Below are 26329 nucleotides of genomic sequence, written 5' to 3' on the forward strand. Positions count from 1 at the left end.
CTTTCTTGGTTAACGTTACTTGGCTACATCATCCCTCACCCGGTCCCAGCGTGAGGGATGGTGTTTAACAATCGCTAGTCTTATAACAGCTCTTCAGCGGCAAGTGCTAAGCGAGAACGTTCAACGCTTTTCAAGGTGATATGGCCGGCATGAGGCCAGTCTCTAAAACGCTCAACGACGGCCGCCATGCCGCAGGTATTGGCGGTTAGGTAGGGGGTGTCGATCTGACCAACGTTGCCCAGGCAGACAATCTTGGTATTGCGCCCCGCCCGTGTCACCAGCGATTTTAGCTGTTTGGGGGTAAAATTTTGCGCCTCATCAATGATTAGAAACGTGTCATTTAAGGTGCGGCCGCGCATAAAGCTTGGCGAGCGAATTTGTACGCGTGAGCCAATCAGTTGGCGAGTAGCACCATTATCCCAGCTGGACTCTCCCTCCTCATTGCGCAGCAGGTTATCCATGTTGTCGTGGAAAGCCCCCATCCACGGTGACATTTTCTCCTCTTCGGTACCGGGTAGAAAGCCGATGTCTTCCCCCATAGGGATCGGCGCGCGGGTAAATACAATGCGCTCAAATAGCTTGGCATCCAACGTTTGTTGAAAGGCGGCCGCCAGCGTCATAAACGTCTTACCGGTACCGGCGTTACCGGCCACCGTCACCAGGTCAATATCCGGGTCCATCAGCAAGTTTAAGGTGAAGTTTTGCCGGCTGTCATGTGCATGAACGCCCCACACGCCGGCATGATGGCGGTAGTTGGTCAGTAGCTGAAGGCGGGCTGTGGAGGGGCCCAGTTCGCGAACGATCGCCTCGAACTCTGCGCCATTCTCACTATCCGACACCAGCATGCCAACGTGCCAATGCCGGGGCATCACACCATTGAGCTGATAGAACGTGTGATGACCAACGCGCTCGACGGTGACATCGACATTGAGGCCTTCCCATAGCGTGGCGCCATCTTGCCCTGCTGAGGCATAGACTTGCGCGCCTTCAATCATGGCATCGCTATCAGAGAACGCGCGGTCGTTTAGATAATCCTCAACCGGTACCTTTAGCGCGGCGGCTTTAACGCGCAGGTTGATATCTTTGGTGATCAGAATCACCGAGGCATCGGGGCGTTCATCGCGCAGGCGGCAGGTCTCCGCCAATATGCGGTTATCAGGGCTGTCATCAATGGCGTCGAGGAGTTTTAAATCGTTGTAGCATAAAAAGTGCAGGCGACCTGATTCGCCGCTAATTCGGGGGATTGGAATACCGAGCTGAATTTCATCAAAGGTGACTTGGCTAGTAAGGTCAGAAAGCGTACGGCTAATTTGGCGGGCCGTGCGGGCGATTTCACGAATACCGTTTTTGTGCTTATCCAGTTCCTCCAGAACTGTCATCGGGATAACAACATCGTGCTCATCGAAGTGATAGAGCGCGGCAGGATCATGAATGAGGACATTAGTGTCCAGCACGTACAGCCGAGTGGCTTTCTTATCGAGTCGTACCATCGGTGGAATCACTCCTTGGTTGACGGCAACTTCGACACTGGCAGGTGCGTATTACGCCCAGATGACACTTGCCTGTGTCCCTCACATGGCGTGTCCTGGCATCTCCTTCGTTTTTTAATGGCTGAGCACTTTGTAATAGCGTGGAAGGCTTTGGCATTTTTTGCCAATTAAATTATTTCAACGCTGTGTCAGTCTGCTTGAGCAGCGGTTAAGAAAACTCGGATTGGCGCAGCGTGGCTAAAAAGTGTGCCACCTTGTTCAGCAGCGCTGCGGCCACTACGCCACGGTTATCGCTTTCTACATAGCGATAATGGTGGCTGTCTAAGACGAGATCATGATTGAGCGTACATAAAGTGCCTGCCTCCAGGGCACTTTTGACCAGCGGATAAGGGAGTAGCGCCCAGCCGGTGGCATTAATCACAGCGTCGCGTATGACTTCAAACATGGTGAGCCCAAGATAATTGCCTGAAAACAGCGCCTCGCTGATCAGTTTGTCGTCTTGTACGTGGGTTAAGCACACCTGCGTGTACTGGGCTAAGTCATCGCGATTGACGCTAGGAAGGCGGCTGAGAGGATGCTGCGGCGCGGCCACCAAACGCATCGTGACCGGGGCAAGGTTGGCCGCGTTAGCATCAATGCCTTCAGCGGTGTAAAGGCCAAAAGCGATATCTACCGTTTGGCGCTGTACAAACTGGGCATGTTCCTGGGGAGGCACCAGATATACCGATATCGCCGTTAGCGGGAACTGCTGCTTTAAATCATGCATTACTTGGCGCCAAAAGGCCTCTGGCAGGGCATCGTCACGCGCAATGCCGAGCTGGCTTTCAACACCCTGCAGATGCTGGTGGCAGTGCTTTTTGATCCTGCTGGCGCTGGTTAATAGGCGGTAGCAGTCGGGCAGTACGCTGTCTCCAACGGCGCTAAGCGTTAAGCTATTACCTGAACGCTCAAAGAGCGCCACGCCGAGGCTGTCTTCCAAGGCATTGACCGCGGCGCTCAGCGTACTTCGCTTTACTCCCGTGTGTCGGGCCGCAGCGGCAAAAGATCCATGTTCGGTAACATCAACAAAGGCCTGCACCTGTTCAGCACGCATAATCGTCTCGTTTAAAGGTGTTAGCGCCAATAAAGCTAGCGCTGAGCGATTGGTTATTCATACAGCCTCCTTCTATTATGGCGCAAAATTTGCCCAATGTGATGGAGTTATCCGCGTGACCCCCTTTGTAGCCGAGCGCCGTGCGCTAAGATTTTCAGCCGTTTCAGCCAGCCTCTTTGCATCCACTGGCCTTGTTTTAGGGATCGCCAGTGGCTCGATAACGATTCTTTTTGACAGCGGCTATTCCTTACTAAGCCTATTGCTAGCATCGCTATCGCTCTATGCGCTTCACCAAGCGCGTAAGCCTGCTGATGATCACTACCCCTTTGGGCGGCTAACGGTTGAGCCGCTAGCGGTGCTGCTCAAAGGCATAGTGATCGCCATGGTATGTGTCGTGTCGCTTGTGTCAGCACTTTGGAGCCTATCGGCAGGAGGGCGGTTAGTGACGCTAGATTTAGCCTTAATGTTTGGCGTGGTCAACGTGACCGGCTGCTTGTTGACCTGGTGGTGGCTGGCCCGCTATGCCCGCGTGGCACGCTCGTCGCTGCTAGCCGCGGAATTGCGTCAGTGGCAGATGGATACCTGGCTAAGTGCTGCAGTGATGCTGGGCTTTGTGCTCACTTGGGGGGTAATGCAAACGCCATGGGCGAGCTACGCACGCTTTGCCGATCCGATCATGGTGCTGGTGATTGCAGGCTACTTCCTACCGATGCCAATTCGCATGGTGAAAGGCGCTCTACGTGAGCTGATGTTCGGTGTGCCGAGTAACTGCGTGCGTCGCGATGTCATGAAAGACGTTGCTGATTTTGATGTCACCGATGACGATGTGCGCTTGGCACAGGTAGGCAGTTTCTTGATGGTAGACATCCAGCTCGATAAGCAGCAGTTTCACGATGCCCAGGAAATAGTTGATAGCGTGGAGCAGCGCTGCAAGCGATTAAATCTGCGCCCAATCACCAGTCTTACCCTGATTGCCGGCTAAGCGGCGTTAAAAAAGATTGACGTTATTTGTACAGCGGTGCTATTTAGCGCTACCGACAAAAAGTGTCGGGCTAATGATCGCTACGTTGAGGGTTGTAATAACATGCCATTGTGCCGCTGTTTACCCGCACTGCTGCTGACTGTTCTGGTCGCTGGCTGTGCAAGCTCTACCATTGCTCCTCGCTATACTTCCGATAATCCAGACGTGATGCGTATTGGTGGAGAACGTCCGGCTAATCGTGATACGAGCGTTGAAAGCGCCGGTTCTTTCTGCTTGGAAACGGCCGAGCGCTGGAACGAGCATGGACGTACGCCCGATGGGCAAACCCTTTGGGCGAAAGACATCATGCGTAAAGTAGTGTCTTGTCAGTAAGCGCTGATATTTTAACTGTATAAACACTAACGCCAGCTTTGTTAAGCTGGCGTTAGTGTTTCAGTTCCTAGCAAAAAAAGAGAGCGACATGACGCCGGCGATTAATAGCGCAAAACATGCAGGGGTTGCCTTCCAAGTTCATGAGTATCATCACGATGTTGCCGCGCAATCCTATGGTTTAGAAGCCGCTGAAAAGCTGGGTGTGTCTGCCGAGCAGGTTTTTAAAACGTTAGTTGTGAAGTTGGATGGCAAGCAGCTGGCAGTCGGCATCGTGCCTGTTACGGGGCAGCTAAGCTTAAAGAAAATTGCCAAAGCGGCCGACGTTAAAAAAGCCGTCATGGCCTCGCCAGAAGAAGTAGAGCGCACCACAGGCTATGTGTTGGGCGGGGTGAGCCCGCTAGGCCAGAAAAAGCGCCTAGTCACGTTTGTGGATTCGTCAGCTGAAGCATTCGCTACTGTGTATGTCAGCGCGGGCCGACGAGGGCTTGAAATTGAACTGACGCCGAGAGACCTGGCCACCCTGAGTGAGGCCACTTTTGTATCCCTGGCAACGTGATGGCGGCGCAGGTCGAGGCACTTTCTGGTATGGTGCGGTAACGTTTGTGTGCGTCGACTGCCCTCCAGAGGGCGCGCACTGTATTTATGATGGCCGCACACCTGTGGCCCAAGCAAGGTAATATCGTGTCTGACTCTTCTTTCTCCTCGTTAGCGTTGCCGAAAGCTTTGCTGAGCAACCTTGCATCTCTTGGCTACCATGAAATGTCGCCGGTGCAGGCGCAAAGCCTGCCGCCGATGCTGGCCGGGCGCGATGTGCTAGCGCAGGCGAAAACGGGTTCAGGTAAGACGGCGGCATTCGGTTTGGCGCTGCTGGCAGCGTTGAAAGTAGAAAGCTTTGCTGTGCAGGGGTTAGTGCTGTGCCCAACCCGTGAGCTCGCTGACCAAGTGGCAGAAGAGCTACGTCGGTTGGCCCGCGGTATGGCTAATGTGAAAGTGCTGACGCTTTGCGGTGGTGCGCCGTTCGGTCCCCAGCTTGGCTCTTTAGAACACGGCGCGCACATCGTGGTGGGTACGCCGGGACGCATTGATGAGCACTTGCGCAAAGGCTCGCTGATGCTGGATTCCCTTGCCATGCTGGTGCTGGATGAAGCGGATCGGATGTTGGATATGGGCTTCCAGGCAACCATCGATGACATCATTGCGGACACGCCCGCTTCGCGCCAAACGCTGCTATTTAGCGCGACGTTCCCGGACGAGCAGGCGTCCGGCGGCTTAACCGAGATGACCCGTGGCATTATGCGCGACCCGGTGACGGTGAAAATCGCCGAGGTGCACGATGCGCGCACTATTCATCAGCACTTTTATACGGTGGCAAATGAAGAGGCGCGATTTGAGGCGCTTCGCCAGCTGCTGCTGACCTATCGACCCACCACCAGCGTTGTGTTTTGCAATACCAAGCGTGAGACTCAGGCAGTGGCTGAGCAGTTGACGGACGCCGGGTTTAGCGCGGTAGCTCTCAACGGTGATTTAGAGCAAAAAGACCGCGATCGCATACTGATTTTGTTTGCCAATCAAAGTGCTTCTATCCTGGTGGCCACTGACGTGGCTGCTCGTGGCTTAGACATTGCACAGCTGGACGCCGTATTTAACTACCAAATTGCTCGTGAGCTTGATGTGCATGTGCATCGAGTTGGACGCACCGGGCGCGCCGGTGCCAGCGGCATTGCCTGCACGCTGGTGACCCCGAAAGAAAGCTACCGGCTGGAAAAGCTGGAAGTGTTACTGCAGCAACCGCTTGCCACTGAGCCACTCCCCAAACCTCAGCTGTCGGTGCCGTTTGAGCCGCTGATGGCGACGCTGCAGCTAGCTGGTGGCAAGAAAGATAAGCTTCGCCCTGGCGATATTCTGGGCGCTTTGACCAGTGAGGGTGGGCTGCGCGGTGATCAAGTGGGTAAAATTAAAGTGCTCGCCCGCAGTGCCTATGTCGCGGTTGAGCGCAATGTGATTCAACAAGCTCAGGCCAAGCTTGAGCGTGATAAATTAAAAGGGCGGGCTTTCCGCGTTCGTCGTATTCGTTATTGAGCCAATAATCACTGAACGTAGATGGCAACGATACAGAGAGTAAAGAGGAGCCGACGCAGCTAACCATGAAAATCCCTAAACGATTACAGCCGCTGGTCGATGATGGAATGATCGATGAGGTGCTGGTGCAGTTAATGAGCGGCAAAGAGGCGCAGGTTTACGTAGTGCGCTGCGGTGACGATGTGCGCTGTGCGAAAGTGTTTAAAGAGGCCAAGCAGCGTAGCTTTAAACAGGCGGTACAGTACCAAGAAGGGCGTAAAGAGCGTAACAGCCGCCGCTCAAGAGCGATGGCGAAGAAAACACGTTACGGTCAGAAAGAGCAGGAACAGGCATGGCTTAACGCGGAAGTTGACGCGCTTTATCGCCTGGCGTCAGCGGGCGTGCGCGTACCCGAGCCCCACGGCTTTGTAGACGGTGTGCTGCTGATGGAAATGATCAGCGATGCCGACGGTAACGTTGCCCCGCGCTTAGATGAAGTCACGCTGACTCCAGAGCAGGCCGAAACCTACTACGCCAAGGTTATTCAAGACGTAGTACGCATGCTGTGTGCGGGCTTAATTCATGGCGACTTGTCGGAATTTAACGTGCTAGTGGATGCCACCGGCCCGGTGATTATCGATTTGCCTCAAGCCGTTGACGCCGCCAGTAATAACAGTGCCGCTGCCATGCTTTATCGCGATGTCGATAATATGCGCAACTATTTTGGTCAGTATGCCCCCGCGCTACTGAATACCCATTATGGCAAAGAGATGTGGGCACTGTATGAATCAGGCGAGCTGCATCCCGATAGCAAGCTGACCGGCCACTTTGATTTCGATAATCACATTGCCAACGTGGATGAATTGATGGAAGTGATAGACGATGCCAAAGAGGAAGAGGCCGAGCGTCAAGAACGTATGCGTGATGACGATGATGACGAGTATTGAGCGATCATATTTACAGAGCTAAGACGTAACAGAGCTAAGACGTTGAAGTGGGCAGCCCTATAAGGCTGCCCAGCGTTTTCAGGCCAGAATGTTAATAGGCGCTGTGTCCTACGCTAGCTCATGAATTTTCCGATGATTATTGAGCGTCATCACCACGGCATCAGCCGCTTCCTTTCCTTTGGCACGGAAGTGGGAGTGGAAAAAATCGTGGTGGGTGGCGTGTTCATGAAAATGATGCGGCGTCAGCACAACAGAAAGAATTGGGATTTCAGTTTCCAGCTGCGCGTGCATCATGCCTTCGACTACGGCTTGAGCGACGAAGTCGTGGCGGTAGATACCCCCATCAATAACAAATCCCGCGCCTACGATAGCCGCGTAGCGCTTCGTTTTGGCTAATAGTTTTGCCTGCAGCGGAATTTCATAAGCGCCTGCGACTTGGAAGGTCTCTACTTGCTCTGCGGCAAAACCATGCTGGCTCGACAGCTGAGCAATAAATGCGTCTCGGGCTTGGCTGACAATATCGTGATGCCAGGAGGCTTCGATAAAGGCAATGCGAGGTGATGAAGAAACGCGGGTCTGATTCATGGTTATCCTTTTGGATTGTTTACCAGAATCAGGGCATTAGGAATCCAACGGCACACGTCCAGGCCTATTAAAAATAGGCACTGTCATACGCACAGCATGGAAACCTTCTCTTTTATCCGGACTATGACCGTCGGCTCCGGAATCTCACCGAATCTGCTGACCTCAGCCACTAAAAGCGATTAGCTAGCTGAGCGCTCGTGGGCTTATCCGCAATGACGATTTAAGCGGCATTACCACCGGTGGGGACTTGCACCCCGCCCTGAGAAAGTTTGCCATTAATGGCAGCTGCTTATTATACGCGTGCTGCACGTTGTGTGTAGATGACATCGCCAAAAATTACGTTTTGCATCCGCTTATGCGGGCGTAAGAGGGTGGTTCGCGCGCGGTCCTAAAGCCCCAAATGGCCTTGTCGGTGGTAAACTGACGGTTACGCTTAGCAGGTTAATGATTGCGTAGCGATGAGTAACGTTTTGGAACCAAGGGAGTTGGCGTGAAGGATATCCAGATAAATGCAGGGAGCGTCAAAGGGCTGGCAGCGTCGTTAGCGGTTGGCGTGGTCGGCGGCACCGCCTTTCAACTGACAGGGCTACCCCTAGCCTGGATGCTGGGCCCGCTTATTGCCAATTTACTGGTCTCATCTCAAGGTGTGAAGGTCGCAGTACCTGAGCCGGTCCGCAATATTTTCTTAGCTATCATGGGCATGGTGCTAGGCAGCCAAGTAACGCCACAGTTGGCGCATCGGGTGGTCGATTGGCCAGTGTCCGCTGGGCTACTGCTATTGGGAGTCGCGGCTTCTACGTCAGTGGCTGCCGCCTGGTATAGGCGCTGTGGATTTGATCCTGTCAGTGCGTGGTTTGGAGCTGCCCCCGGCGCTATGACGGCGATGATACTATTGGGTGAAAAATGCGGTGGAGACCCTCAGCGTATCGCGGTGTCGCAGTCGCTGCGTATCATCCTGGTTATTCTTTTTTTACCGCCACTGTTTTGGGCCTCTGGCGATGGCGGGGAGGGCGTTGGTCCAGTCCATAGCGGCTTAGAACATGGCTGGATGCTATTGACGATACCGCTTGTGCTGCCGCTAGGTCGCTTTCTGCGAATCCCTAGTTCAGCGCTGCTGGCACCGCTATTAATGGCAGCTCTATTGTCCGGTTTTGATATCGCCAGCCTTGTGTTACCGGGCTGGGGAATGAATGTAATGCTCTGGGTGCTGGGCAGTGCTATTGGCTCGCGCTTTCAAGGCATGACGCGCAAGTTGCTAGCGCGCTATTTGTGGCAGTCGGGCATTGCAACCCTACTAGCATTAGCCGTACTGGCATTATTTGCCGAGCTGATTCATCAAATATTGGGTGTGGGACGCGACGTAGCGCTGTTAGCGCTGGCACCGGGGGGAATTGGCGAAATGGCGATTTTGGCCGTCGCGCTCAATATTGATCCAGTATTCGTTGCTTTCCACCATCTGCTGAGAATGGTGACCCTAATGATCATTGCACCCTTTTGGGCGCGCTGGTTAATGCGCCGATCCGCTTCTTAAGACATCAGCAAAGACCGTTAAAATCAACGTCAGTAACGTAAGGAAGACTCATGCTATCGCGTGTTTTAAAACCGCTATTTCGCTACTTCGAAACGCGGATTAATCCCTATCCTGAAGGCGACGTTAAAACACCGCCCAAGGGCTTAATGCCCTTTATTGTGCATTTTTCGCGCCCAATGCTGCCGCTGCTGCTGCTGATGACACTGTTTACGGCGCTGGTGTCGGGTGCCGAAGTGGTTTTTTTCAGCTACATGGGCCAGCTAGTGGATTGGCTGGGTAACGTTGAGCGAGCGGGCTTTTGGGCCGAAAATGGCCTGTGGTTGGCAGGCTTAGGGCTTTTAATGCTGGTCGGTTTGCCGCTGCTCGTGCTGCTGCAGTCGCTGGTGACTCATCAAAGTATTTTCGGGAACTACCCGATGATTGGCCGCTGGCTTTCGCATCGCCATATGCTTAGCCAAAGCCTAGCGTTTTATCAGGATGAGTTTTCTGGGCGGGTGTCGCAAAAAGTCATGCAAACAGCGCTGGCGATCCGTGAAACGGTCACAAAGGTGATGGGCCTGCTGGTCTATGCCATTGTGTATTTCACCGGCGCCGCCTTTTTGCTCGGGCGGGCAGACCTTTTGCTGCTGATACCGCTTGGCCTTTGGCTAGTCGGCTACTTAGCGATTATGCGTTTCTTCGTGCCCCGCCTGCGCGACGTTTCGATGGCTCAGGCCGATGCTCGCGCGCAAATGACCGGCCGTGTGGTCGACAGCTACAGCAATATTCAAACCATCAAACTGTTTGCCGACACTCAGCGCGAGCAGCGCTACGCGCGTGATGCGATGGAAGGCTTTATGGTGACGGTGCATGATCAAATGCGCCTGGTCACGATTATGAGTGTCGGGCTGACGCTACTGAACACAGCACTTTTGGTGGGCACGGCGGCCATGGCTATTAGCGCCTGGTACATGGAAGCTATTTCCCTGGGGGTGCTGACGATCGCGATTGCGCTGGTGATGCGTATTCGCTTTATGTCTGATTGGATTTTATGGGAAGTGGCCGGGCTGTTTGAAAATATCGGCACCGTACAAGATGGCATGAATACTATCGCCCAGGAACCAACGGTGCGCGACGCGCCTGATGCACCGTTATTAGTAGTCCCCCAAGGTGAGATTCGCTTTGAAGCGATGCGGTTTGGCTACGACCAAGCTAAAGGTGAAAGTAAAACCGTGTTTGATGGGCTAAATCTCACCATTGCTCCGGGTGAAAAAATCGGCTTGATTGGCCGCTCCGGCGCGGGCAAGTCAACGCTTGCTAACCTGCTGCTGCGTTTTTATGACGTACAGGGTGGGCGTATTTTAATTGATGGGCAGGATATTGCCCAAGTAACCCAGACGTCTTTGCGCCATCAGATTGGCATGGTGACACAGGACACCTCGCTGCTACACCGCTCGCTGCGCGACAATATTCGCTACGGCAGTCCGCAGGCTAACGATGAAGATGTTTGGAACGCGGTATGCCGCGCCCATGCCGATTCCTTTATTGATCAGCTGGTCGATCCGAAAGGGCGTCGAGGGTTAGATGCCCACGTGGGTGAGCGGGGCGTTAAGCTGTCAGGAGGCCAGCGTCAGCGGATTGCTATTGCCCGAGTGCTGCTTAAAAATGCGCCGATTCTGGTCCTCGACGAGGCAACTTCTGCATTGGACTCAGAAGTGGAGGCCGCCATTCAAGAGCAGCTGGATACGCTGATGGAAGGTAAAACGGTCATTGCCATTGCCCATCGCCTGTCCACGATTGCCATGCTTGATCGATTGATCGTCGTGGATGAAGGGTGCATTGTCGAAACCGGCACGCATCAGGAACTCCTGGAGAAAGACGGCATCTATGCAAGCTTATGGCAACGTCAGTCCGGTGGCTTTTTAGGCCTAGACGTGTCGGAAAGTGATGCGTCTTAACGTGTGCTTTATATCAAATCACTAGCAGCGAGCGCTGCAAGGGAGGTAGACGATGCAAGTCATTACACTGCAGCAGCCCGGTGGGTTAGATAACCTCAACGTACAGCAGATGGATGCGCCCGGTGAGCCGATGGCAGGTGAGATTCGCGTGCGTCTGCACGCAAGCTCGCTGAATTTTCATGACTACGCGGTTGTCGCCGGCATGATTCCCACCGAAGATCAGCGCATTCCCATGTCGGATGGTGCTGGCGTTGTTGAGGCAGTCGGCGAGGGCGTGGCGGAGTTTGCCGCGGGCGACCACGTGGTGTCTACCTTCTTCCCTTACTGGCTGGAAGGCCCCGCGCGAGTCGGCGATTTCCGTACGACGCCAGGCGACGGCATGGACGGCTATGCGCGAGAGCAGGTTGTACGCCCCTTTGAGTGGTTCACTCACCAGCCTAAGGGCTATAGCCATGCTGAATCGGCTACCTTGACCACCGCAGGCTTAACCGCTTGGCGGGCACTGGTGGTCGATGGCAATATCAAAGCGGGTGATAGCGTTCTGGTGCTTGGTACCGGCGGTGTATCAATCTTTGCCCTGCAGTTCGCGCGAATGATGGGCGCGCGGGTCATCGCCACCTCATCGTCCAACGAAAAACTGGCACGGCTGAAGGAAATGGGCGCTGAACACACTATCAACTATAAAGAGACACCTGACTGGGGTAAGCGCGTTAAAGAGCTCACCGACGGGGAAGGCGTTGACCATATCGTTGAAGTGGGGGGGGGCGGTACGTTGTCTCAGTCGATCGATGCGGTAAAAATTGGAGGCAAGATTGCGCTGATTGGCATATTGACCGGCCGTGAAGGTGAGGTTCCGACCGCCAAGTTAATGGCCAAGCAAGCCAGTCTTAAAGGGCTGATCGTAGGCAGTCGTCGGCATCAAATTGAGATGATTCGTGCGCTGGAAGCCCTGGATATGCACCCTGTGATTGATCGCGAGTTTCCGCTGGCCGACATCGCGGACGCCTTTCGACATCAGGCATCAGGAAAACACTTTGGGAAAATTTGCCTGACGTTTTAAGATATTCTGATGTTTTAAAACATGCTGATGTTTCAAAACAGTAAGGCTCATTGAGATCCTGCACGCCTTGCTACTGGTTCAAGGCGTGCAGGAACGGGTATTAATCTAATAAACGGCTGTAAACGACGCCTTTTACTTCAAGCTCAAGTATATCTTCATAGGCTACTGTCATCCCTTCTACATCGCCGGATGACTTGTGGCTGTTTTTGATCTCGGTGTCTGGGATCACCTTCACGCCTGCTGCCGTAGCGTGCTGTATTCGGGCACTAAACCGATTGCCATGCTGCTCAATCAGTAGCCGTTCCCCAGCAATACACTTGCCTATTTTATCGTGCAGCTCTTCTTCACTGACATGAACGACACTCATCGCTTGCTCCTTTAGCTCGCAATCGCTATGGCAAAATACATCCGTACGCTAGGTACCTTAATGGCCTGTCTATGAAGACTTTATTTTAGACCATAAGTTCGTGTGCCGTTAGAAGCTGAGTGCATCGTGCTAAAGTGATGACTTACGCAGCCATAGGGAAAGTGTCATGGGGGAGTACTCATCAACAGGCGTCTCGCCACTGTGGGAAGTGGTCGCGCTGGATCAGTTTTGTCCCCCCGAAAAGACGCAGGCGAGCCAGTGGCGACGTAGTTGGCGTTCCGCTTCAAAGTGGTTAATCGGTAAAAAAACCTCAGAACAGCAGGTAAAAGAGGAGCATGAGCTGCGCTCCTTACCCGAGATTAGGCTGGCTCATTTAGTGCCTCCGGTTGACTGGGCGCCCGCTGCTAGCATGTTAGCGCAGGCACTTGACGCTCAGGACGCGCCGGTCACGTTTTTTATTACGCCGCCACATGGCGGTCACGCCTCTGTGGTCACCCATTGGGCTAAGCAGCATCATGCCGTTTGCGTCGAGCCTCCAACGCTTAGTGAGCTTGCCAAAGGCGATACGCAGTGGATAGCGCATTGCGTGAACCAGAAAAGCTGGGCAGTGCCTGCATTAGAACGGCATTTTTTACGCCACACGCAGGGTATTCAAAGTATTCGTGAATTTCTTGAGCGTGCCTTAAGTGGTCGCTTAGGACACGGTGTGATTGGGTGCGATAGCTGGACCTATGCCTATCTTCAGCAGGTGATCGGGATCGACGGGGCGCCGGTATTTACGCTGCAGTCGCTGCAAGGCGAACAGCTAACACGCTATTTTTCCAATATCAGCGCAAGCGATGGCCAGTATCCGTCTGTCTACAGCACTCGGACCGGCAAGCAGATATTGCCGGCGCTAGAAACAAAGCGCCACCAGGCTGCGCATAAAGAGCTACAGCGCTTGGCAGCCCATTGCCGCGGGCATTTAGGCATTGCTTGGCACTACTGGCACGAACGGCTGCGTGAGCCATCGTCAGGTGAGACACAGGCGCTGTGGCTGGTGGATGCGCTGGCCGATGCGGAGCTGCCTGCGGATACTGGCGATATCGCAACGCTCGTGCTGCATGCGCTATTGATTCACGGTGGTCTGGATGATCAGTCATTGGGAGAGGTGCTGCCGTTCTCACATCACGAAGCGCTGAATGCACGGCTGGCGCTGCAGCGTAAAGGGATCGTTTCAAGCTGGGAAGGGCGTTGGCAGATCGCCCCACTTAGCTACGCTAGCGTTCGCCAATTATTAGAATCGCGCAATTATCTGGTCGATTCGCTTTAAGCCGGCTCTCGCTAAGCGGCAGGCCCACGGAGGGCTCCATGGACGACCAAAAAAAGTACGCAAGACTGTTTAACGATATCGATAGCCAAGCATTAATTACCGTGGGGCTAGTGCTGTTAAGTGCCATTGTGCTGATTATTGTCAGCCAGCGTGGGCTCAACTGGCTGGCTTCGCGCTTACACGGGCAGGTCCGCTTTCGAATATTTGCATTAGTGCCGCTAACGCGCCTGTTTGTGCTGATCACTGCGCTGGCGATTGTCACGCCGATTATTATCGAGCCGTCATTACGCAACATGGTAACGCTGCTGGGTGCGCTGGGTTTAGCCATTGGCTTTGCTATGAAGGACTACGTCAGTAGCCTAATTGCGGGAGTCGTTTCGGCCATTGAGCTACCTTATCGCCCTGGGGATTGGGTCAACATTGAAGGCACCTATGGCGAGGTCAAGCACGTAGGGCTGCGCACTGTCGAGATCCAAACGCCCGATGATGATTTAGTCGCGGTGCCGCACTTAAAGCTATGGGATCACGCCATTTATAATGCCAATAACGGCGGCACCAGTTTGCAGTGCGTGGCGAGTTTTTATCTTCATCCTGAGCATGAGGCGGGCTGGGTGCGCAAAGCGTTGCGCGATGTAGCGCTCACCAGCGCCTACTTGAAGTTCGACCAACCGATCATCGTCGTGGCTGAAGAGAAGCCCTGGGGCACCCACTACCGGATACGCGCCTACCCGGTAGACCCACGTCAGCAGTTTCTGTTTATTACCGACCTAACCGTGCGCGGTAAGACAGTGCTCAGTGCGGCAGGCGTCCGGTCAGCATTGTTACCACCTGATGCTACCCTGGATGCCCGCAACGCTGCGCAGTCAACGTATTGACTGGCTGGCTAACGCTTAAGCTTCGGTGGGCTCTGGCAGCTCGCCGCTGTGGAAGACATTTTGTACATCATCCAGCTCGTTCAACATGCCTAAGAACTTTTCAAACAGCGCCACGTCGTCGCCTTCAACCGGCGTGGTGGTTTGCGGCAGAAATTGAATTTCGTCAACTTCAAAGTCAATCTCACCGAAAGCGTCTAACAGCGCCTGTTTGGCCTTGGCATAATCAGTGTGCGGGGCAAAGACGGTAATGCGTTCGGCTTCTTGCTCAATGTCAGTGACATCAACATCTGCTTCCATAAGCGCTTCCAATACGGCTTCTTCATCGCTACCGCTAAACGAGAAAATAGCGCAGTGGTCGAACATGTGGCTCACGCTGCCGGGCGTGCCAATTTTGCTCTTGGTTTTGGTAAAGCAGCCGCGAACATCGCCAAAGGTGCGGTTAGGATTGTCGGTCAGGCAGTCAACGATCACCATGACATTGCCTGGCCCGAAACCTTCATAGCGCGCGGTAGAGAAATCTTCGCCGCCTGCACCGCTGGCTTTGTCGAGCGCTTTATCAATAACGTGGGAAGGAACCTGATCTTTTTTGGCACGCTCCATCAAGCCGCGCAGTGCAAGGTTGCCATTAGGATCGCTGCCACCCGCTTTAGCGCAAACGTAAATTTCACGTCCATATTTGCTATAGACCTTGGTCTTCGCATCGGCCGTTTTGGCCATGGATTCCTTACGGTTCTGAAAAGCCCTACCCATGTTGCCGTCCTGTGTTAGCCATACCACGCGCATTGAACGGGCGGTATTTTGAAATGTGAAAAGAGCTCAAAGAGCAAATTTTACCCAACAGCGTACCATGCTAACAGCGTTATTTAAGCCGCTCGCCAAAGAGCAGGCCTCACCTGTCGTATACTCGTGGTTTGCCCCCATGGGCTGACATTTGATCTCAGGAATAAAACGGTATGCCGCTGACACTCTGGTTATCATTAGCCGCTATCTGCGCCATGGGGGCGATGTCGCCAGGACCAAGTTTGGCATTAGTGCTACGCCATACGCTAGGCGGCGGGCGGTTGTTTGGCGTGATAGCGGCTATCTTTCATACGCTCGGCGTGGGGTTTTACGCACTGCTGACAGTATGGGGGCTAGGCGCGTTGATTGCCGGTTTTCCGATGCTGTTCCAATTGATCACCTGGTGCGGCGCCGCTTACTTAGCCTGGCTAGGGTTTCAAGCGCTGCGCGCCGGAAAAGCAGGCGCTTTGCACCCGGCTGCCATGGCGACGAGCAGAGGGCAGGCGGCTAAAGAGGGCGTGCTAGTCGCGTTAGGAAACCCTAAGCTGATCCTGTTTTTTGTTGCGCTGCTCAGTCAGTTTGTTAGCCCCGACATGAGTGCGTTGGCGAAAGCGATTATTGTGCTGACCGCGATGGTGATTGACGGTGGCTGGTACGTACTTGTTGCGGTGGTGCTTTCGCATTCAAGGATTCTGCCTTGGTTGCAAAAGAATGCCCACTGGATTAATCGTATTACCGGCGTGCTGCTCATCGTGCTGGCGCTGAGAGTGGTTGCCGGGCCGCTGGTGTAAACAGAATAGCCGTGGCATGGTAATCGCTATGCCGTTTAAGGTGTTTGTAGGGCCTATTTAATGACGATTTACGACCAAGACTGTTATACCCACCAAGGGAAACCGTTCAATCTGCGGGCGTTGCGTGGCCAAGTATTATTGGTGGTCAACGTGGCTAGCCAATGTGGCTTCACGCCACAGCTGAAAGAGTTGGAAACCTTTTATCAGCGCTATCGTGATCGTGGTTTTACCGTGCTGGGATTTCCATGCAATCAATTTGGGCGCCAATCCCCGGAGAATGCCCAGGCGTTCTGTCAGTTTGGCGAACAGCAGTATGGGATCAATTTTCCGCTACTAGAGAAGGTGCATGTGAATGGTGGTCGTGCTCATCCGCTGTTTGTGTGGCTAAAACATCAGGCGCCAGGCGTACTGGGGACGCCAATGATCAAGTGGAATTTCACTAAGTTCTTGATTGGTCGCGATGGAAACGTCATTGCTCGCTTTGGCCCGCGTGACCACGGGCGCCCATTGCGGTTGGCGTTGGAAAAAGCCTTAGATGAATCTTACCCGTAGCGTGGCGGTATAAATGCGTTAAACCTGTTCGCCCCGTACAACGGCAAGTCGGTTCATTAGCGCATTCAGGCGGTGGCGCACCATCATGGTGGTCAATCCTGAAAACAACGCCCAGCTTTTACGCCGCCAGCCTTTTAGGCGCAAGTTGTGGTTGACCAGCTGCTGCATGAGCTTGCGGTCGTTAAATTGGCGCCATTCGCTAGCAATGGAAAGCTGATGACGCGACATGACCGGCGCCATTTCCAAACGAAACATCCACTCCAATTCTTTAAGCGACATCTCGTAGCGTTGCACGACGTCCAGCATGCGCGAGTAGTCCCGTTCGCTGGGCTCACGGTCAAGCCACAGCGGCGCTAACGCTAGCCAAAGATCGCCGCGTTCGTCTACTAGCTGCTGTGCATTCATGGTGGCCTCGTATGGGGAGTCGTTGCTGGCATAAGGACGTTAACTGCTATCGTGACGCGAAACTCTGGTGATCTCAAGCGCGGACAATAGCGCAAGAGCGGACAGCGCGCACGGAGACAGCTAGAATAGCTCCATTGAGTCACGACATCGCGATGTCGATAACCAAATTAATCTGATAACGAGGTTCGAGATGATTATTAAACCTAAGGTGCGCGGCTTTATTTGTACGACTACCCACCCGGTGGGCTGTGAGCAAAATGTGCTTGAGCAGATTGAGGCTACTCGTGCCCGCGGTTTAGATAAAAGCGCCGGCCCGAAAAAGGTGCTCGTGATTGGTGCATCGAGTGGCTATGGTTTGGCCGCGCGTATTACCGCAGCGTTTGGCTATGGTGCTGACACGCTGGGCGTGTTCTTTGAAAAGCCTGCTACTGATGTCAAGCCTGGCACCGCGGGTTGGTACAACAGTGCTGCCTTCGATAAATTCGCTAAACAAGAAGGCCTGTACAGCAATTCCATCAATGGCGATGCGTTCTCCCACGAAGCGCGGGAAAAAGCCATTGAGTTGATTAAGCAAGATATGGGCGAGATTGATCTGGTGGTGTACTCGCTGGCATCGCCCGTTCGTAAAATGCCGGATACCGGTGAGCTGAAACGCTCCAGCCTTAAGCCGATTGGCGAAACCTACCGCGCTACGGCTATCGATACCAATAAAGATGCGATCATCGAAGCAGAAGTGGAACCGGCAACACAGGAAGAGATTGACGACACCATTACCGTCATGGGTGGCGAAGATTGGGAACTGTGGATGAGCGCGCTAGATAAAGCGGGCGTGCTGGCGAAAGGCGCTCGCAGCGTCGCGTTTAGCTATATTGGCACCGAAATCACTTGGCCGATTTACTGGCACGGTGCGCTGGGTAAAGCTAAGGAAGACCTGGATCGCGCCGCGACGGCTATTGATAGCCACCTGAAGGCTAGCGGCGGCGGTGCCAATGTTGCGGTGCTCAAGTCAGTAGTCACTCAGGCGAGCGCGGCGATTCCGGTTATGCCACTGTATATCGCGATGGTCTATCGCATTATGAAAGAACAGGGCCTGCATGAAGGCACCATTGACCAGTTGAATCGACTGTTCGGTGAGCAGCTTTACTCCGAACAAGGTAAGCGCGGCGAGTTTGCCACCGATGAGGTCGGCCGCCTGCGGTTAGATGATTGGGAGCTACGTGACGATGTGCAGCAAGCCTGCCAGGACCTTTGGCCGGAAGTGACGACCGACAACCTGTTCGACATTACCGACTATGCGGGTTACAAACACGAATTCTTGAAGCTATTTGGATTTGAGCGTAGCGATGTCGATTACGACGCCGATGTCAGCCCGGCAGTTAAGTTTGATGTCGTCAGTCTGTAAGCCTTAGGCCTTGTGACGTGTTTGCTTGATGCTGTTATTGCCGGGCCCTGTGCCCGGCAATTTGCATTGATGCGTCACTTTTTTGCGATAGAGGGCAGAACGCTGCTCTCCACTGCGTAATTGCGTAAGATAGGCATTTCATCCAGTTGATGGCGGTTCTTCATGCAGCTCAGTGACTTATCATGCAGCCTAGCGCGCTAATGGCGCAGCCTAATGTGATCCGCAGGCGGGTCGCATTTCTGCTGCTGCCGGGCTTTTCGTTATTGGCCCACGCCAGCGCTATTGAACCACTGCAAATGGCCAACCAGTTGAGTGGCCAAATGCTTTACCACACCGCCACCTTAAGCATGGATAGTCAGCCGGTGCGCAGCGGTGCTCAGCTTTCGCTGCTGGCTCAGCATGCGTTAAGCGAGGCACCGGAACCTATCGATCTGCTCTTGATCTGTGCGCCTACGCCGCTGCCCTATACCTTGCCCGCTAAGCTCAACGAATGGCTGAGAGGTCATCAAGGCCGTGGCGTATCTTTAGGCGGTTTGGCCGGTGGCACGGAAGTGCTGGCGCGCTGCGGGTTGCTAGAAGGATACCGAGCAACGCTTCCATGGCAGCGTTTTGAGGCTTTTTCCCAGGCATACCCACAGGTAACGCTCTCCCAGCAGCTGTTTGAAATTGATCGCGACCGGCTGACCTGTGCGGGCGGCACCGCTGCCATGGATATGATGCTCACGCTGATTGGTCAGCATCACGGGGCGAGACTAGCAGAACAGGTGTCTGAGCAGTTTGTTTGCGACCGCATTCGCTTAGCCGATGAGCGCCAGCACGTGCCGCTGCGCAGCCGCTTGGGGCATGCCCCGCAAAGTTTGGTCGATGCCGTGACGCTAATGGAAGCCAATATCGAGGAGCCGCTTTCGACTCTTGAGCTGGCTGAGCATTTGGGTATTTCTCGCCGCCAGTTAGAGCGGCTATTTAAGAAATATCTCCAGGCAGTGCCCAGCCGCTATTATCTGGATTTGCGTTTGCAAGAGGCACGCAAGCAGCTGCGCGAAACCGATCGCGCGATTGGCGATATCGCCTTTGCCACAGGATTTTCATCCGGCGCACACTTCTCAACCGCCTATCGCAACCATTTTGGCATGACGCCAAGAGAAGAGCGTTTGGCTTAGCGTGCATAAAACCAAGCGTGGTTATTCATAATTCCCTGTCACATTGCTGAAAGCAGATAACCACGTCAGCGCCTTATACTGTTTTTACCCCATTATTCTATTGGAGAGTTTGCCCCATGAGCACCATTCCAACTCGGCATGATTTTGATCAATACATGACGCCTAACTATGCACCGCAGCAGATTATTCCGGTGCGCGGCGAAGGTAGCCGACTATGGGATCAGCAGGGGCGTGAATACATCGATTTTGCCGGCGGCATTGCGGTGAACTCGTTAGGCCACTGTCATCCTGTGCTGGTTAATGCGCTTAAAGAGCAGGGTGAAAAGCTTTGGCATCTCTCCAATATCTACACCAATGAGCCTGCCCTTAAGCTTGCTAAAAAACTGGTAGAACGCACGTTCGCTGACAAAGTCTACCTTTGCTCTTCAGGAGGAGAGGCAAACGAGGCGGCGCTGAAGCTAGCTCGTCGCTACGCGGTAGATCACCACGGCGAAAAGAAAGACAAAATCATTTCCTTCAATCAGTCTTTCCATGGCCGCACTCTCTTTACGGTTAGCGTTGGCGGTCAACCCAAATACTCGCAGGGCTTTGGGCCGATTCCTGGCGGCATTTTGCACGCTGAATTTAATGACCTGGAAAGCGTTCGCGCCTTAATGGGCGACGATACCTGCGCGGTGATGGTCGAGCCCATGCAGGGCGAGGGTGGTATTCTGCCGGCTACCCCCGCATTTTTGAAAGGCCTTCGCGACCTGTGCGATCAGCACAATGCCCTGCTGATTTTTGATGAAGTGCAAACCGGCGTTGGTCGTTGCGGGACGCTTTACGCCTACGAGCGCTATGACGTAACACCGGACATTCTCACGAGTGCTAAATCGCTAGGCGGTGGTTTTCCAGTAGGAGCGATGCTGGCAACTGAAAAAGTCGCCAAGTCATTAGCCTTTGGCACCCATGGCTCAACCTACGGCGGTAATGCGCTGGGTTCTGCCATCGCGTTGGCGGCAGTCGAATTTATCGATACTCCAGACGTTCTAGCAGGCGTGCAAGCGCGCCACGATCTTTTCCGTGAGCATTTAGAAACCATTAATCGCAAGCACGGCGTGTTTAAAGAAATACGCGGCATGGGACTGTTGATCGGCGCTCAAATGTCGGATGCTTTTGAGGGCCGCGCTAAAGAGATTCTGCCGCTGGCCATTGAGGAAGGTTTAATGGCGCTAATCGCTGGGCCTAACGTACTGCGAATGGCGCCTTCGCTGGTGATTCCTGAGGCAGATATTGCTGAAGGTATGGCGCGCTTAGAGCGTGCCATTGCGCGGCTTGTTACGACAGCATGAGTGAGCCACAGGCCGCGTTAACCGAGGGGGCGTCGAGAATGCTGGTAGTGCGACCCGTTAAGGCGACGGACCTCAACGCATTGGAGCAGTTAGCTGAGCAAGCCGTGCCTAAGCTAACCAACCTGCCTGCTAACCGTGAGCGACTTCAGGAGCGCATTGCGCGCTCTTTGGATGCGTTTAGTGGTGACGTTGAGTTTCCTGAAAATGAGCACTATACCTTTGTGTTAGCGGACGATAGCCGGGAGGAGGTGCTGGGTACGGCCACTATTCGCGCCCAGGCTGGCGCCAGTGAAGCCTATTATACTTATCGTCAAGAAACGCTGATTCACGCCTCCCAGCAGCTCAACGTGCGCCGTGAAGTGCAGACACTCGCGCTCTCTCATGAAGTGTCAGATGCCACCTTGCTGTGTGCTTTTTCGCTTAACCCACGTTACAAGGGCACCAGTGCAGAAAGCCTGCTACGCCGGGCGCGGTTGATGTTTATTGCTCAGTACCCCGAACGCTTTTCGCGCATTCTAGCCGTGGCGTTTCCAGGCTATTTGGATATGCGTAGTGAATCGCCCTTTTGGGAGAGTGTAGGACGGCACTTTTTTGCCCGCAGTTTTCAAGATATTAATCACGTGGCGGGAGTGCGCTCGAAAAGCTTTATCGCTGAGGTGATGCCTCAATTTCCACTTTATTTGCCGCTGCTTACGCCTCAAGCACGGGCCGCTGTTGGTCGCGAACATCCGGCTCATGAAGAGGCGCTACAGGAGATGTTGGCAGAGGGCTTTGTGCGCTCTCGTCACGTAGACATTTTTGACGCTGGGCCGATTGTAAAAGCGGAGCGCGAGCGGCTGGAAACCTTTCGTAGTGCTGCCTGGCATCCGGTGCGCATTCGCCCTGAACATGCGCTGCCCGATGCTGAGCCGGCGATGGTCGCCAATCAAAAACTCGGCGAGTTTCGCTGCATTGTGTCGCGCTATGCGCTCTCGCCGACGGGTCAGCTAATGCTGTCTCCTGAGCACGCTGAGCGGCTGGGTGTCACCGAAGGGCGAGCGGTGCTTGCCGCGCCGTTGACATTACCCACCGCGGTAGACGCGCTTGATGAAGGAGAAATGTAATGCGCATTCGACCCATTGCCCGTGATGATTTAGATGGGCTTCAGGCGCTTGCGCAGCAGGCAGGCGTTGGCTTTACCTCGTTGCCGGATAACCGTGAATTCCTTGCCGGTAAAATTGAAGCCGCCGCCCGCGCCTTTGAAGAGCGCACTCCGGTTGATGATCGCCTCTACTTTTTCGTCTTGGAAGATGAGGCGAGCGGCGAACTGGCTGGATGTTGCGCGATTGAGGGGCAAGTAGGTCGCGAAGTGCCCTTCTATAACTATCGGCTGGGTACGCTGGCGCACTCCTCCGTTCAGTTGGATCTACACCGCACCATCGACACGCTGTTTTTAAGTTCTGACCATACAGGCGACGCGGAAGTGTGTTCGCTGTTTCTGCGTCCTGAATACCGTGGCGAAGCCAATCGTCATTTACGCAACGGAGCTCTGCTCTCCAAAGCACGCTGGCTGTTTATCGCCCAGTTCCGTGACCGCTTTCCCGCCAAAGTGCTGGCGGAAATGCGCGGCGTGTTTGATGAGAACAACACAAGCCCCTTTTGGGAAAGCCTGGGAAAACACTTCTTTCCCATGGATTTCAATGAAGCGGATCGGCTAACGGGCTTGGGACAGAAGAGCTTTATCGGTGAGCTGATGCCGAAGTTTCCGATTTACACCACGTTTATGGCTGAAGAGGCGCGTGCCTGCATTGGTCAAGTGCATCGCCATACTCGGCCCGCACTAGAAATGCTCAACAAAGAAGGGCTGCGCTGGGAAGGCTATATCGATATTTTCGATGGTGGCCCGACGGTAGAGGCGTATATCGACGACGTGCGTGCGGTCCGCAACTCGCGGCTGTGCCAGGTAGACGTTTCATCCAGCGCCCCGCAAGAGAGCGTCAGCCGCTGGCTTGCGTCCACTATCCAAATGCTCAACTTTACTGCCAGTTGGATAGGCCGTGCGCCGACGCATGACAACATCATTGTGCTTAGTGAGCAGGAAGCAAGCCGACTGGGTGTCACCACCGGTGACTTCATTCGCTTACTGGAAACCTAAATCCTGCAAAAATAAGCACGGCATAAGTTTGGTAACGTTAGGAGAGAACGATGCACGCTCAACAGCAGCAATTGATCAACGGCGCCTGGGTAGCAGGTGAAGCAGACACGTTCGCCAAGCATGATCCCATCTCGGCTAAGCAGCTGTGGCAGGGCGCATCGGCATCTAGTGAGCAGGTTGGCGCCGCGATTAACGCCGCACGAGGAGCGTTTCCTAGCTGGGCGCGCACGCCCGTTACTGAGCGTCAGGCACTGGTCGAGCGGTTTGCCGAGATTTTAAAAGCCCGTGGTGAAGATCTTGCCCTGGCGATTGCCTCTGAAACCGGTAAGCCGCTTTGGGAGGCGCGTACCGAGGCAGGAGCAATGGTGGGGAAGATTGCCCTTTCGATCAGCGCATACCACGAACGCACCGGCGAGCGTGAAAAATCAGTGGGTAGCGCTAAAGCCGTTCTGCGCCATCGCCCCCACGGTGTCATGGCAGTATTTGGCCCGTACAACTTTCCAGGTCATTTACCTAACGGCCATATGGTGCCCGCGCTGCTAGCGGGTAACTGCATCGTTTTTAAACCTAGTGACCAAACCCCGCTAACGGCTGATCTCACACTGCAGTGCTGGCTAGAAGCCGGGCTGCCTGCGGGCGTTATAAACTTGGTGCAGGGTGGCGTGGCAGTTGGCCAAGCGCTCGCTGCGCATCCCGGCATTGATGGCCTGCTGTTTACCGGCAGTGCCAACGTTGGGGGCATGCTGCACAAGCAGTTCGCCGGGCAGTTGGATAAAATTCTCGCGCTGGAGCTAGGCGGTAATAATCCCCTGGTGGTTAAGGATGTGCCCGATCAGCGCGCCGTTGTGCTGGCTATTCTACAGTCGGCCTATCTTTCCGGTGGCCAGCGCTGTACGTGTGCTCGTCGATTGATGGTGCCCTTGGGTGATGTTGGCGATCGCTTAATCGAAGCGCTCTCAGAGGCTATTACCAAGCTGCACGTGGCGGGTCAGTTTGACGAAAATCCTGCGCCATTTTACGCCGGTTTGGTGAGCGTGGCTGCCGCGGACGGGCTGCTAAAAGCTCAGGACGCGCTGGAAGCACTGGGCGGCACGGTCATCAATCGTATGCAGCGGCTTCAGGAGGGCACCAGCTTGCTGAGCCCTGCGCTTATCGACGTGACGGGACTGGACGTTCCTGATGAGGAGCATTTTGGTCCGCTACTCAAGATCCATCGTTACAACGATTGGGATGAGGCGCTTGAGCTTGCTAACAATACCCGCTACGGGCTCTCTGCTGGTCTTATTGGCGGCGATAAAGCCGATTGGGACGATTTTTTGCTGTGTATCCGTGCCGGGATTGTGAACTGGAATCGCCAAACGACCGGGGCTTCCGGCGATGCGCCTTTTGGAGGCGTGGGCGACAGCGGCAATCATCGCCCCAGTGCTTACTATGCGGCGGACTACTGCGCCTACCCCGTCGCGTCCATGGAAGCTGACACCTTGGAGATGCCCGATACCCTGCCGCCGGGAGTCATCCTATGAGCACCGCTGCCATCAGCAATGTCAGAGAAGTCAATTTCGACGGTTTGGTTGGTTCTACCCACAATTACTCCGGGCTTGCGGTAGGTAACGTTGCCTCGATGAGCCATGGCGGCTTGGTGTCGAACCCCAAAGAGGGCGCGCTGCAGGGCCTGCTGAAAATGAAGTCGCTGATGGATGCAGGCTACGCTCAGGGCGTATTGCCACCTCAGCAGCGGCCTGATATCGGCGCGCTGCGTGATTTAGGCTTTAAGGGTAGCCACCGTGAAGTGTTGGCTCGCGCCGCCACCGAGGCCCCGCACTTGCTGCGCGCCGTTTGCTCCGCTTCCAGCATGTGGACGGCTAACGCAGGCACTATTACGCCCAGCCGGGATGCATGGGACAGCCGAGTACATTTCACTCCGGCGAATCTGCAGTCCAGCTTTCATCGTTACCTCGAACCACAAACGACGGGCCGCGTACTGCGGGCGATTTTTCACGATGAGCAGTATTTCGCCCATCACCCGGTGTTGCCCGCCACGCCTGATTTTTCCGATGAAGGCGCGGCCAACCATACGCGCCTTTGCGGCGAGCATGGCGAGCCGGGCGTTCATCTGTTTGTCTATGGCCGCCAGGCGTTTGGCGGCGAGCGTCAGCCAGCACTTTTTCCGGCAAGACAGACGTTAGAAGCTAGCCAAGCGGTGGCTCGCCAGCACGGCCTGACGGAAGCTCAAACGGTGTTTGCTCAGCAGCACCCGGACGCCATCGACGCAGGCGTTTTTCACAATGACGTGATTGCCGTTGGCAATGGCCCTGTACTGCTGTATCACGAAATGGCGTTTTTGGACGAAGAGGGGACGCTAGATGAGCTGCGCGCCAAAATGTCGACGCCCTTGATTCCCATACGCGTGCCTCTCGACGCCGTCAGCATGGAAGATGCGGTAGCTTCCTATCTGTTCAACTCACAGCTGCTGTCTAATCCAGACGGTACTATGACGCTGGTTGTACCCAGTGAGTGCCAGGAGCGAGAAGCGGTCTGGCGCACGCTGCAAGGTTATCTGCTGGCGGGCAATAACCCGATCAGCGACGTGATCGTGAAAGACGTCAAGCAAAGTATGCGCAACGGCGGCGGACCTGCCTGCCTGCGTCTGCGCGTGGTGCTGACGGATGCCGAGCGAGCAGCGCTTACCAGCCGCGTGCTGCTGACCGATGCGCTGTACGGCGATCTTACCGCTTGGGTCAATTGTCATTACCGCGACCGATTAGCACCCGATGATCTTGCCGACCCGCAGCTTGCAGAAGAATCGCTAACGGCATTGGATGAACTGACGCAACTGCTGAAAATTGGCTCGGTTTATCCATTTCAGTTGGGGTAGGAAGAACGCTGTTAACAGCAAACCGAAACGCCAAGGCGCTGCCTTGGCGTTTTTTATTGATGTACTTGGATACGATTAAAATACTGCTTTTAGGTAACCGTTTTTTGTAAATAAAGAGTTGATTTTGTTTGTTTAATAATAGATATTGCGCACAAAATTTTTAGCAGAAAAGCACTGACGAGTCTTGGGCGAAAATCCTTTCTACTCTATTTTGTCTGGGGCTGTATCCCTGCTGGAGTAGGGCGCTAATCTCGTGCGCTTTACAGCTCTCATATTGCGTATGTTCACGC

Annotated in this window: 25 protein-coding genes and 1 riboswitch; of the genes, 19 read left to right on the forward strand and 6 right to left on the reverse strand. The window is 54.4% G+C overall.

All coding sequences use genetic code 11. The features are described 5' to 3' along the window. Positions 1 to 80: 80 nt before the first annotated feature. Positions 81 to 1490, reverse strand: a complete 1410-nt coding sequence (locus ACT3RP_RS05960; RefSeq protein WP_096278673.1) for a PhoH family protein — start codon at positions 1488 to 1490, stop codon at positions 81 to 83. Between the two features lie 208 nt (positions 1491 to 1698). Then, the gene (locus tag ACT3RP_RS05965; RefSeq protein WP_096278675.1) at positions 1699 to 2583 is read right to left on the reverse strand and encodes a LysR family transcriptional regulator; all 885 of its coding nucleotides are present in this window, start codon (positions 2581 to 2583) and stop codon (positions 1699 to 1701) included. A 115-nt stretch (positions 2584 to 2698) separates the two neighbouring features. Here ACT3RP_RS05965 and ACT3RP_RS05970 point away from each other — a divergent pair, with 115 nt between their 5' ends. The 5 genes from ACT3RP_RS05970 to ACT3RP_RS05990 all read left to right on the forward strand — a co-directional run bounded on the left by ACT3RP_RS05970 (position 2699) and on the right by ACT3RP_RS05990 (position 6942). Then, positions 2699 to 3565 carry a cation diffusion facilitator family transporter gene (locus ACT3RP_RS05970; protein ID WP_096278677.1) on the forward strand — a complete coding sequence of 289 codons (867 nt, stop codon included), beginning with the start codon at positions 2699 to 2701 and terminating at the stop codon, positions 3563 to 3565. A gap of 102 nt (positions 3566 to 3667) precedes the next feature. Beyond that, positions 3668 to 3937: a hypothetical protein gene (locus ACT3RP_RS05975; RefSeq protein WP_444671451.1), complete on the forward strand. Its 270-nt coding sequence runs from the start codon at positions 3668 to 3670 to the stop codon at positions 3935 to 3937. Positions 3938 to 4025: 88 nt separating this feature from the next. Further along, positions 4026 to 4493, forward strand: coding sequence for a Cys-tRNA(Pro) deacylase (ybaK, locus tag ACT3RP_RS05980; RefSeq protein ID WP_096278681.1), 468 nt, complete (start codon positions 4026 to 4028; stop codon positions 4491 to 4493). Positions 4494 to 4582: 89 nt separating this feature from the next. Beyond that, the gene (gene dbpA, locus ACT3RP_RS05985; protein WP_483393559.1) at positions 4583 to 6016 is read left to right on the forward strand and encodes an ATP-dependent RNA helicase DbpA; all 1434 of its coding nucleotides are present in this window, start codon (positions 4583 to 4585) and stop codon (positions 6014 to 6016) included. Positions 6017 to 6081: 65 nt separating this feature from the next. After that, positions 6082 to 6942: a PA4780 family RIO1-like protein kinase gene (locus tag ACT3RP_RS05990; RefSeq protein ID WP_096278683.1), complete on the forward strand. Its 861-nt coding sequence runs from the start codon at positions 6082 to 6084 to the stop codon at positions 6940 to 6942. A 108-nt stretch (positions 6943 to 7050) separates the two neighbouring features. Here ACT3RP_RS05990 and ACT3RP_RS05995 read toward each other — a convergent pair whose 3' ends face one another. After that, on the reverse strand, positions 7051 to 7527 hold the full coding sequence (locus ACT3RP_RS05995) for a 6,7-dimethyl-8-ribityllumazine synthase (protein ID WP_444625223.1): 477 nt from the start codon (positions 7525 to 7527) through the stop codon (positions 7051 to 7053). Between the two features lie 100 nt (positions 7528 to 7627). Continuing rightward, a riboswitch (FMN riboswitch) is annotated at positions 7628 to 7798 on the reverse strand. Between the two features lie 219 nt (positions 7799 to 8017). On the opposite strand from ACT3RP_RS05995, the gene ACT3RP_RS06000 reads away from it, so the two are divergent. The 3 genes from ACT3RP_RS06000 to ACT3RP_RS06010 are packed head-to-tail and all read left to right on the forward strand — an operon-like array spanning position 8018 to position 12055. Continuing rightward, complete coding sequence (locus ACT3RP_RS06000; protein WP_483393441.1) at positions 8018 to 9058, forward strand: AbrB family transcriptional regulator; 1041 nt, start codon at positions 8018 to 8020, stop codon at positions 9056 to 9058. 50 nt (positions 9059 to 9108) lie between these two features. Then, positions 9109 to 10995 (forward strand): ABC transporter ATP-binding protein, encoded by a 1887-nt coding sequence (locus tag ACT3RP_RS06005; RefSeq protein WP_483393442.1) that lies wholly within the window; start codon positions 9109 to 9111, stop codon positions 10993 to 10995. Positions 10996 to 11047: 52 nt separating this feature from the next. Next, the gene (locus ACT3RP_RS06010; RefSeq protein WP_483393443.1) at positions 11048 to 12055 is read left to right on the forward strand and encodes a zinc-dependent alcohol dehydrogenase family protein; all 1008 of its coding nucleotides are present in this window, start codon (positions 11048 to 11050) and stop codon (positions 12053 to 12055) included. A 100-nt stretch (positions 12056 to 12155) separates the two neighbouring features. Here ACT3RP_RS06010 and ACT3RP_RS06015 read toward each other — a convergent pair whose 3' ends face one another. Beyond that, positions 12156 to 12422, reverse strand: coding sequence for a hypothetical protein (locus ACT3RP_RS06015; RefSeq protein ID WP_096278693.1), 267 nt, complete (start codon positions 12420 to 12422; stop codon positions 12156 to 12158). 166 nt (positions 12423 to 12588) lie between these two features. Here ACT3RP_RS06015 and ACT3RP_RS06020 point away from each other — a divergent pair, with 166 nt between their 5' ends. Further along, positions 12589 to 13734, forward strand: coding sequence for a hypothetical protein (locus tag ACT3RP_RS06020; RefSeq protein WP_483393444.1), 1146 nt, complete (start codon positions 12589 to 12591; stop codon positions 13732 to 13734). A 38-nt stretch (positions 13735 to 13772) separates the two neighbouring features. Then, complete coding sequence (locus tag ACT3RP_RS06025; RefSeq protein ID WP_096278697.1) at positions 13773 to 14609, forward strand: mechanosensitive ion channel family protein; 837 nt, start codon at positions 13773 to 13775, stop codon at positions 14607 to 14609. Positions 14610 to 14624: 15 nt separating this feature from the next. On the opposite strand, the gene ACT3RP_RS06030 is transcribed toward ACT3RP_RS06025, so the two are convergent. Then, a complete protein-coding gene (locus ACT3RP_RS06030; protein WP_096278699.1) occupies positions 14625 to 15359 on the reverse strand; it encodes a YebC/PmpR family DNA-binding transcriptional regulator in 735 nt (244 codons plus the stop codon). A gap of 203 nt (positions 15360 to 15562) precedes the next feature. On the opposite strand from ACT3RP_RS06030, the gene ACT3RP_RS06035 reads away from it, so the two are divergent. Both ACT3RP_RS06035 and ACT3RP_RS06040 read left to right on the forward strand, forming a co-directional pair. Beyond that, positions 15563 to 16180: a LysE family translocator gene (locus ACT3RP_RS06035; protein ID WP_096278702.1), complete on the forward strand. Its 618-nt coding sequence runs from the start codon at positions 15563 to 15565 to the stop codon at positions 16178 to 16180. A 60-nt stretch (positions 16181 to 16240) separates the two neighbouring features. Beyond that, positions 16241 to 16732, forward strand: coding sequence for a glutathione peroxidase (locus ACT3RP_RS06040; protein ID WP_441684488.1), 492 nt, complete (start codon positions 16241 to 16243; stop codon positions 16730 to 16732). An 18-nt stretch (positions 16733 to 16750) separates the two neighbouring features. Here the strand turns inward: ACT3RP_RS06040 and ACT3RP_RS06045 are convergent, their stop codons facing one another. After that, positions 16751 to 17137, reverse strand: a complete 387-nt coding sequence (locus ACT3RP_RS06045; RefSeq protein WP_096278706.1) for a DUF7079 family protein — start codon at positions 17135 to 17137, stop codon at positions 16751 to 16753. A 190-nt stretch (positions 17138 to 17327) separates the two neighbouring features. Between ACT3RP_RS06045 and fabV the strand changes: the two genes are divergently transcribed. The 7 genes from fabV (at position 17328) to astB (ending at position 26039) form a co-directional block, all read left to right on the forward strand. Beyond that, positions 17328 to 18539 (forward strand): enoyl-ACP reductase FabV, encoded by a 1212-nt coding sequence (gene fabV, locus ACT3RP_RS06050; protein ID WP_483393445.1) that lies wholly within the window; start codon positions 17328 to 17330, stop codon positions 18537 to 18539. Between the two features lie 182 nt (positions 18540 to 18721). Next, positions 18722 to 19699, forward strand: coding sequence for a GlxA family transcriptional regulator (locus ACT3RP_RS06055; protein ID WP_483393446.1), 978 nt, complete (start codon positions 18722 to 18724; stop codon positions 19697 to 19699). Between the two features lie 116 nt (positions 19700 to 19815). Next, entirely contained in the window at positions 19816 to 21030 is a 1215-nt protein-coding gene (locus ACT3RP_RS06060) for an aspartate aminotransferase family protein (RefSeq protein ID WP_483393447.1), read from the forward strand. Between the two features lie 38 nt (positions 21031 to 21068). Then, complete coding sequence (locus ACT3RP_RS06065) at positions 21069 to 22133, forward strand: arginine N-succinyltransferase (RefSeq protein ID WP_483393448.1); 1065 nt, start codon at positions 21069 to 21071, stop codon at positions 22131 to 22133. Beyond that, positions 22133 to 23164 carry an arginine N-succinyltransferase gene (gene astA, locus ACT3RP_RS06070; RefSeq protein WP_483393449.1) on the forward strand — a complete coding sequence of 344 codons (1032 nt, stop codon included), beginning with the start codon at positions 22133 to 22135 and terminating at the stop codon, positions 23162 to 23164. Before ACT3RP_RS06065 ends, astA begins: the two co-directional genes overlap by 1 nt. A gap of 50 nt (positions 23165 to 23214) precedes the next feature. Then, positions 23215 to 24687 (forward strand): succinylglutamate-semialdehyde dehydrogenase, encoded by a 1473-nt coding sequence (gene astD, locus ACT3RP_RS06075; RefSeq protein ID WP_483393450.1) that lies wholly within the window; start codon positions 23215 to 23217, stop codon positions 24685 to 24687. Beyond that, the gene (astB, locus tag ACT3RP_RS06080) at positions 24684 to 26039 is read left to right on the forward strand and encodes an N-succinylarginine dihydrolase (RefSeq protein ID WP_483393451.1); all 1356 of its coding nucleotides are present in this window, start codon (positions 24684 to 24686) and stop codon (positions 26037 to 26039) included. The genes astD and astB overlap by 4 nt, the downstream gene beginning before the upstream one ends. The last annotated feature ends 290 nt before the right edge of the window (positions 26040 to 26329 follow it).

It is taken from the genome of Halomonas sp. AOP5-B2-8 (assembly GCF_052376475.1).
Lineage (GTDB): Bacteria > Pseudomonadota > Gammaproteobacteria > Pseudomonadales > Halomonadaceae > Vreelandella > Vreelandella casei.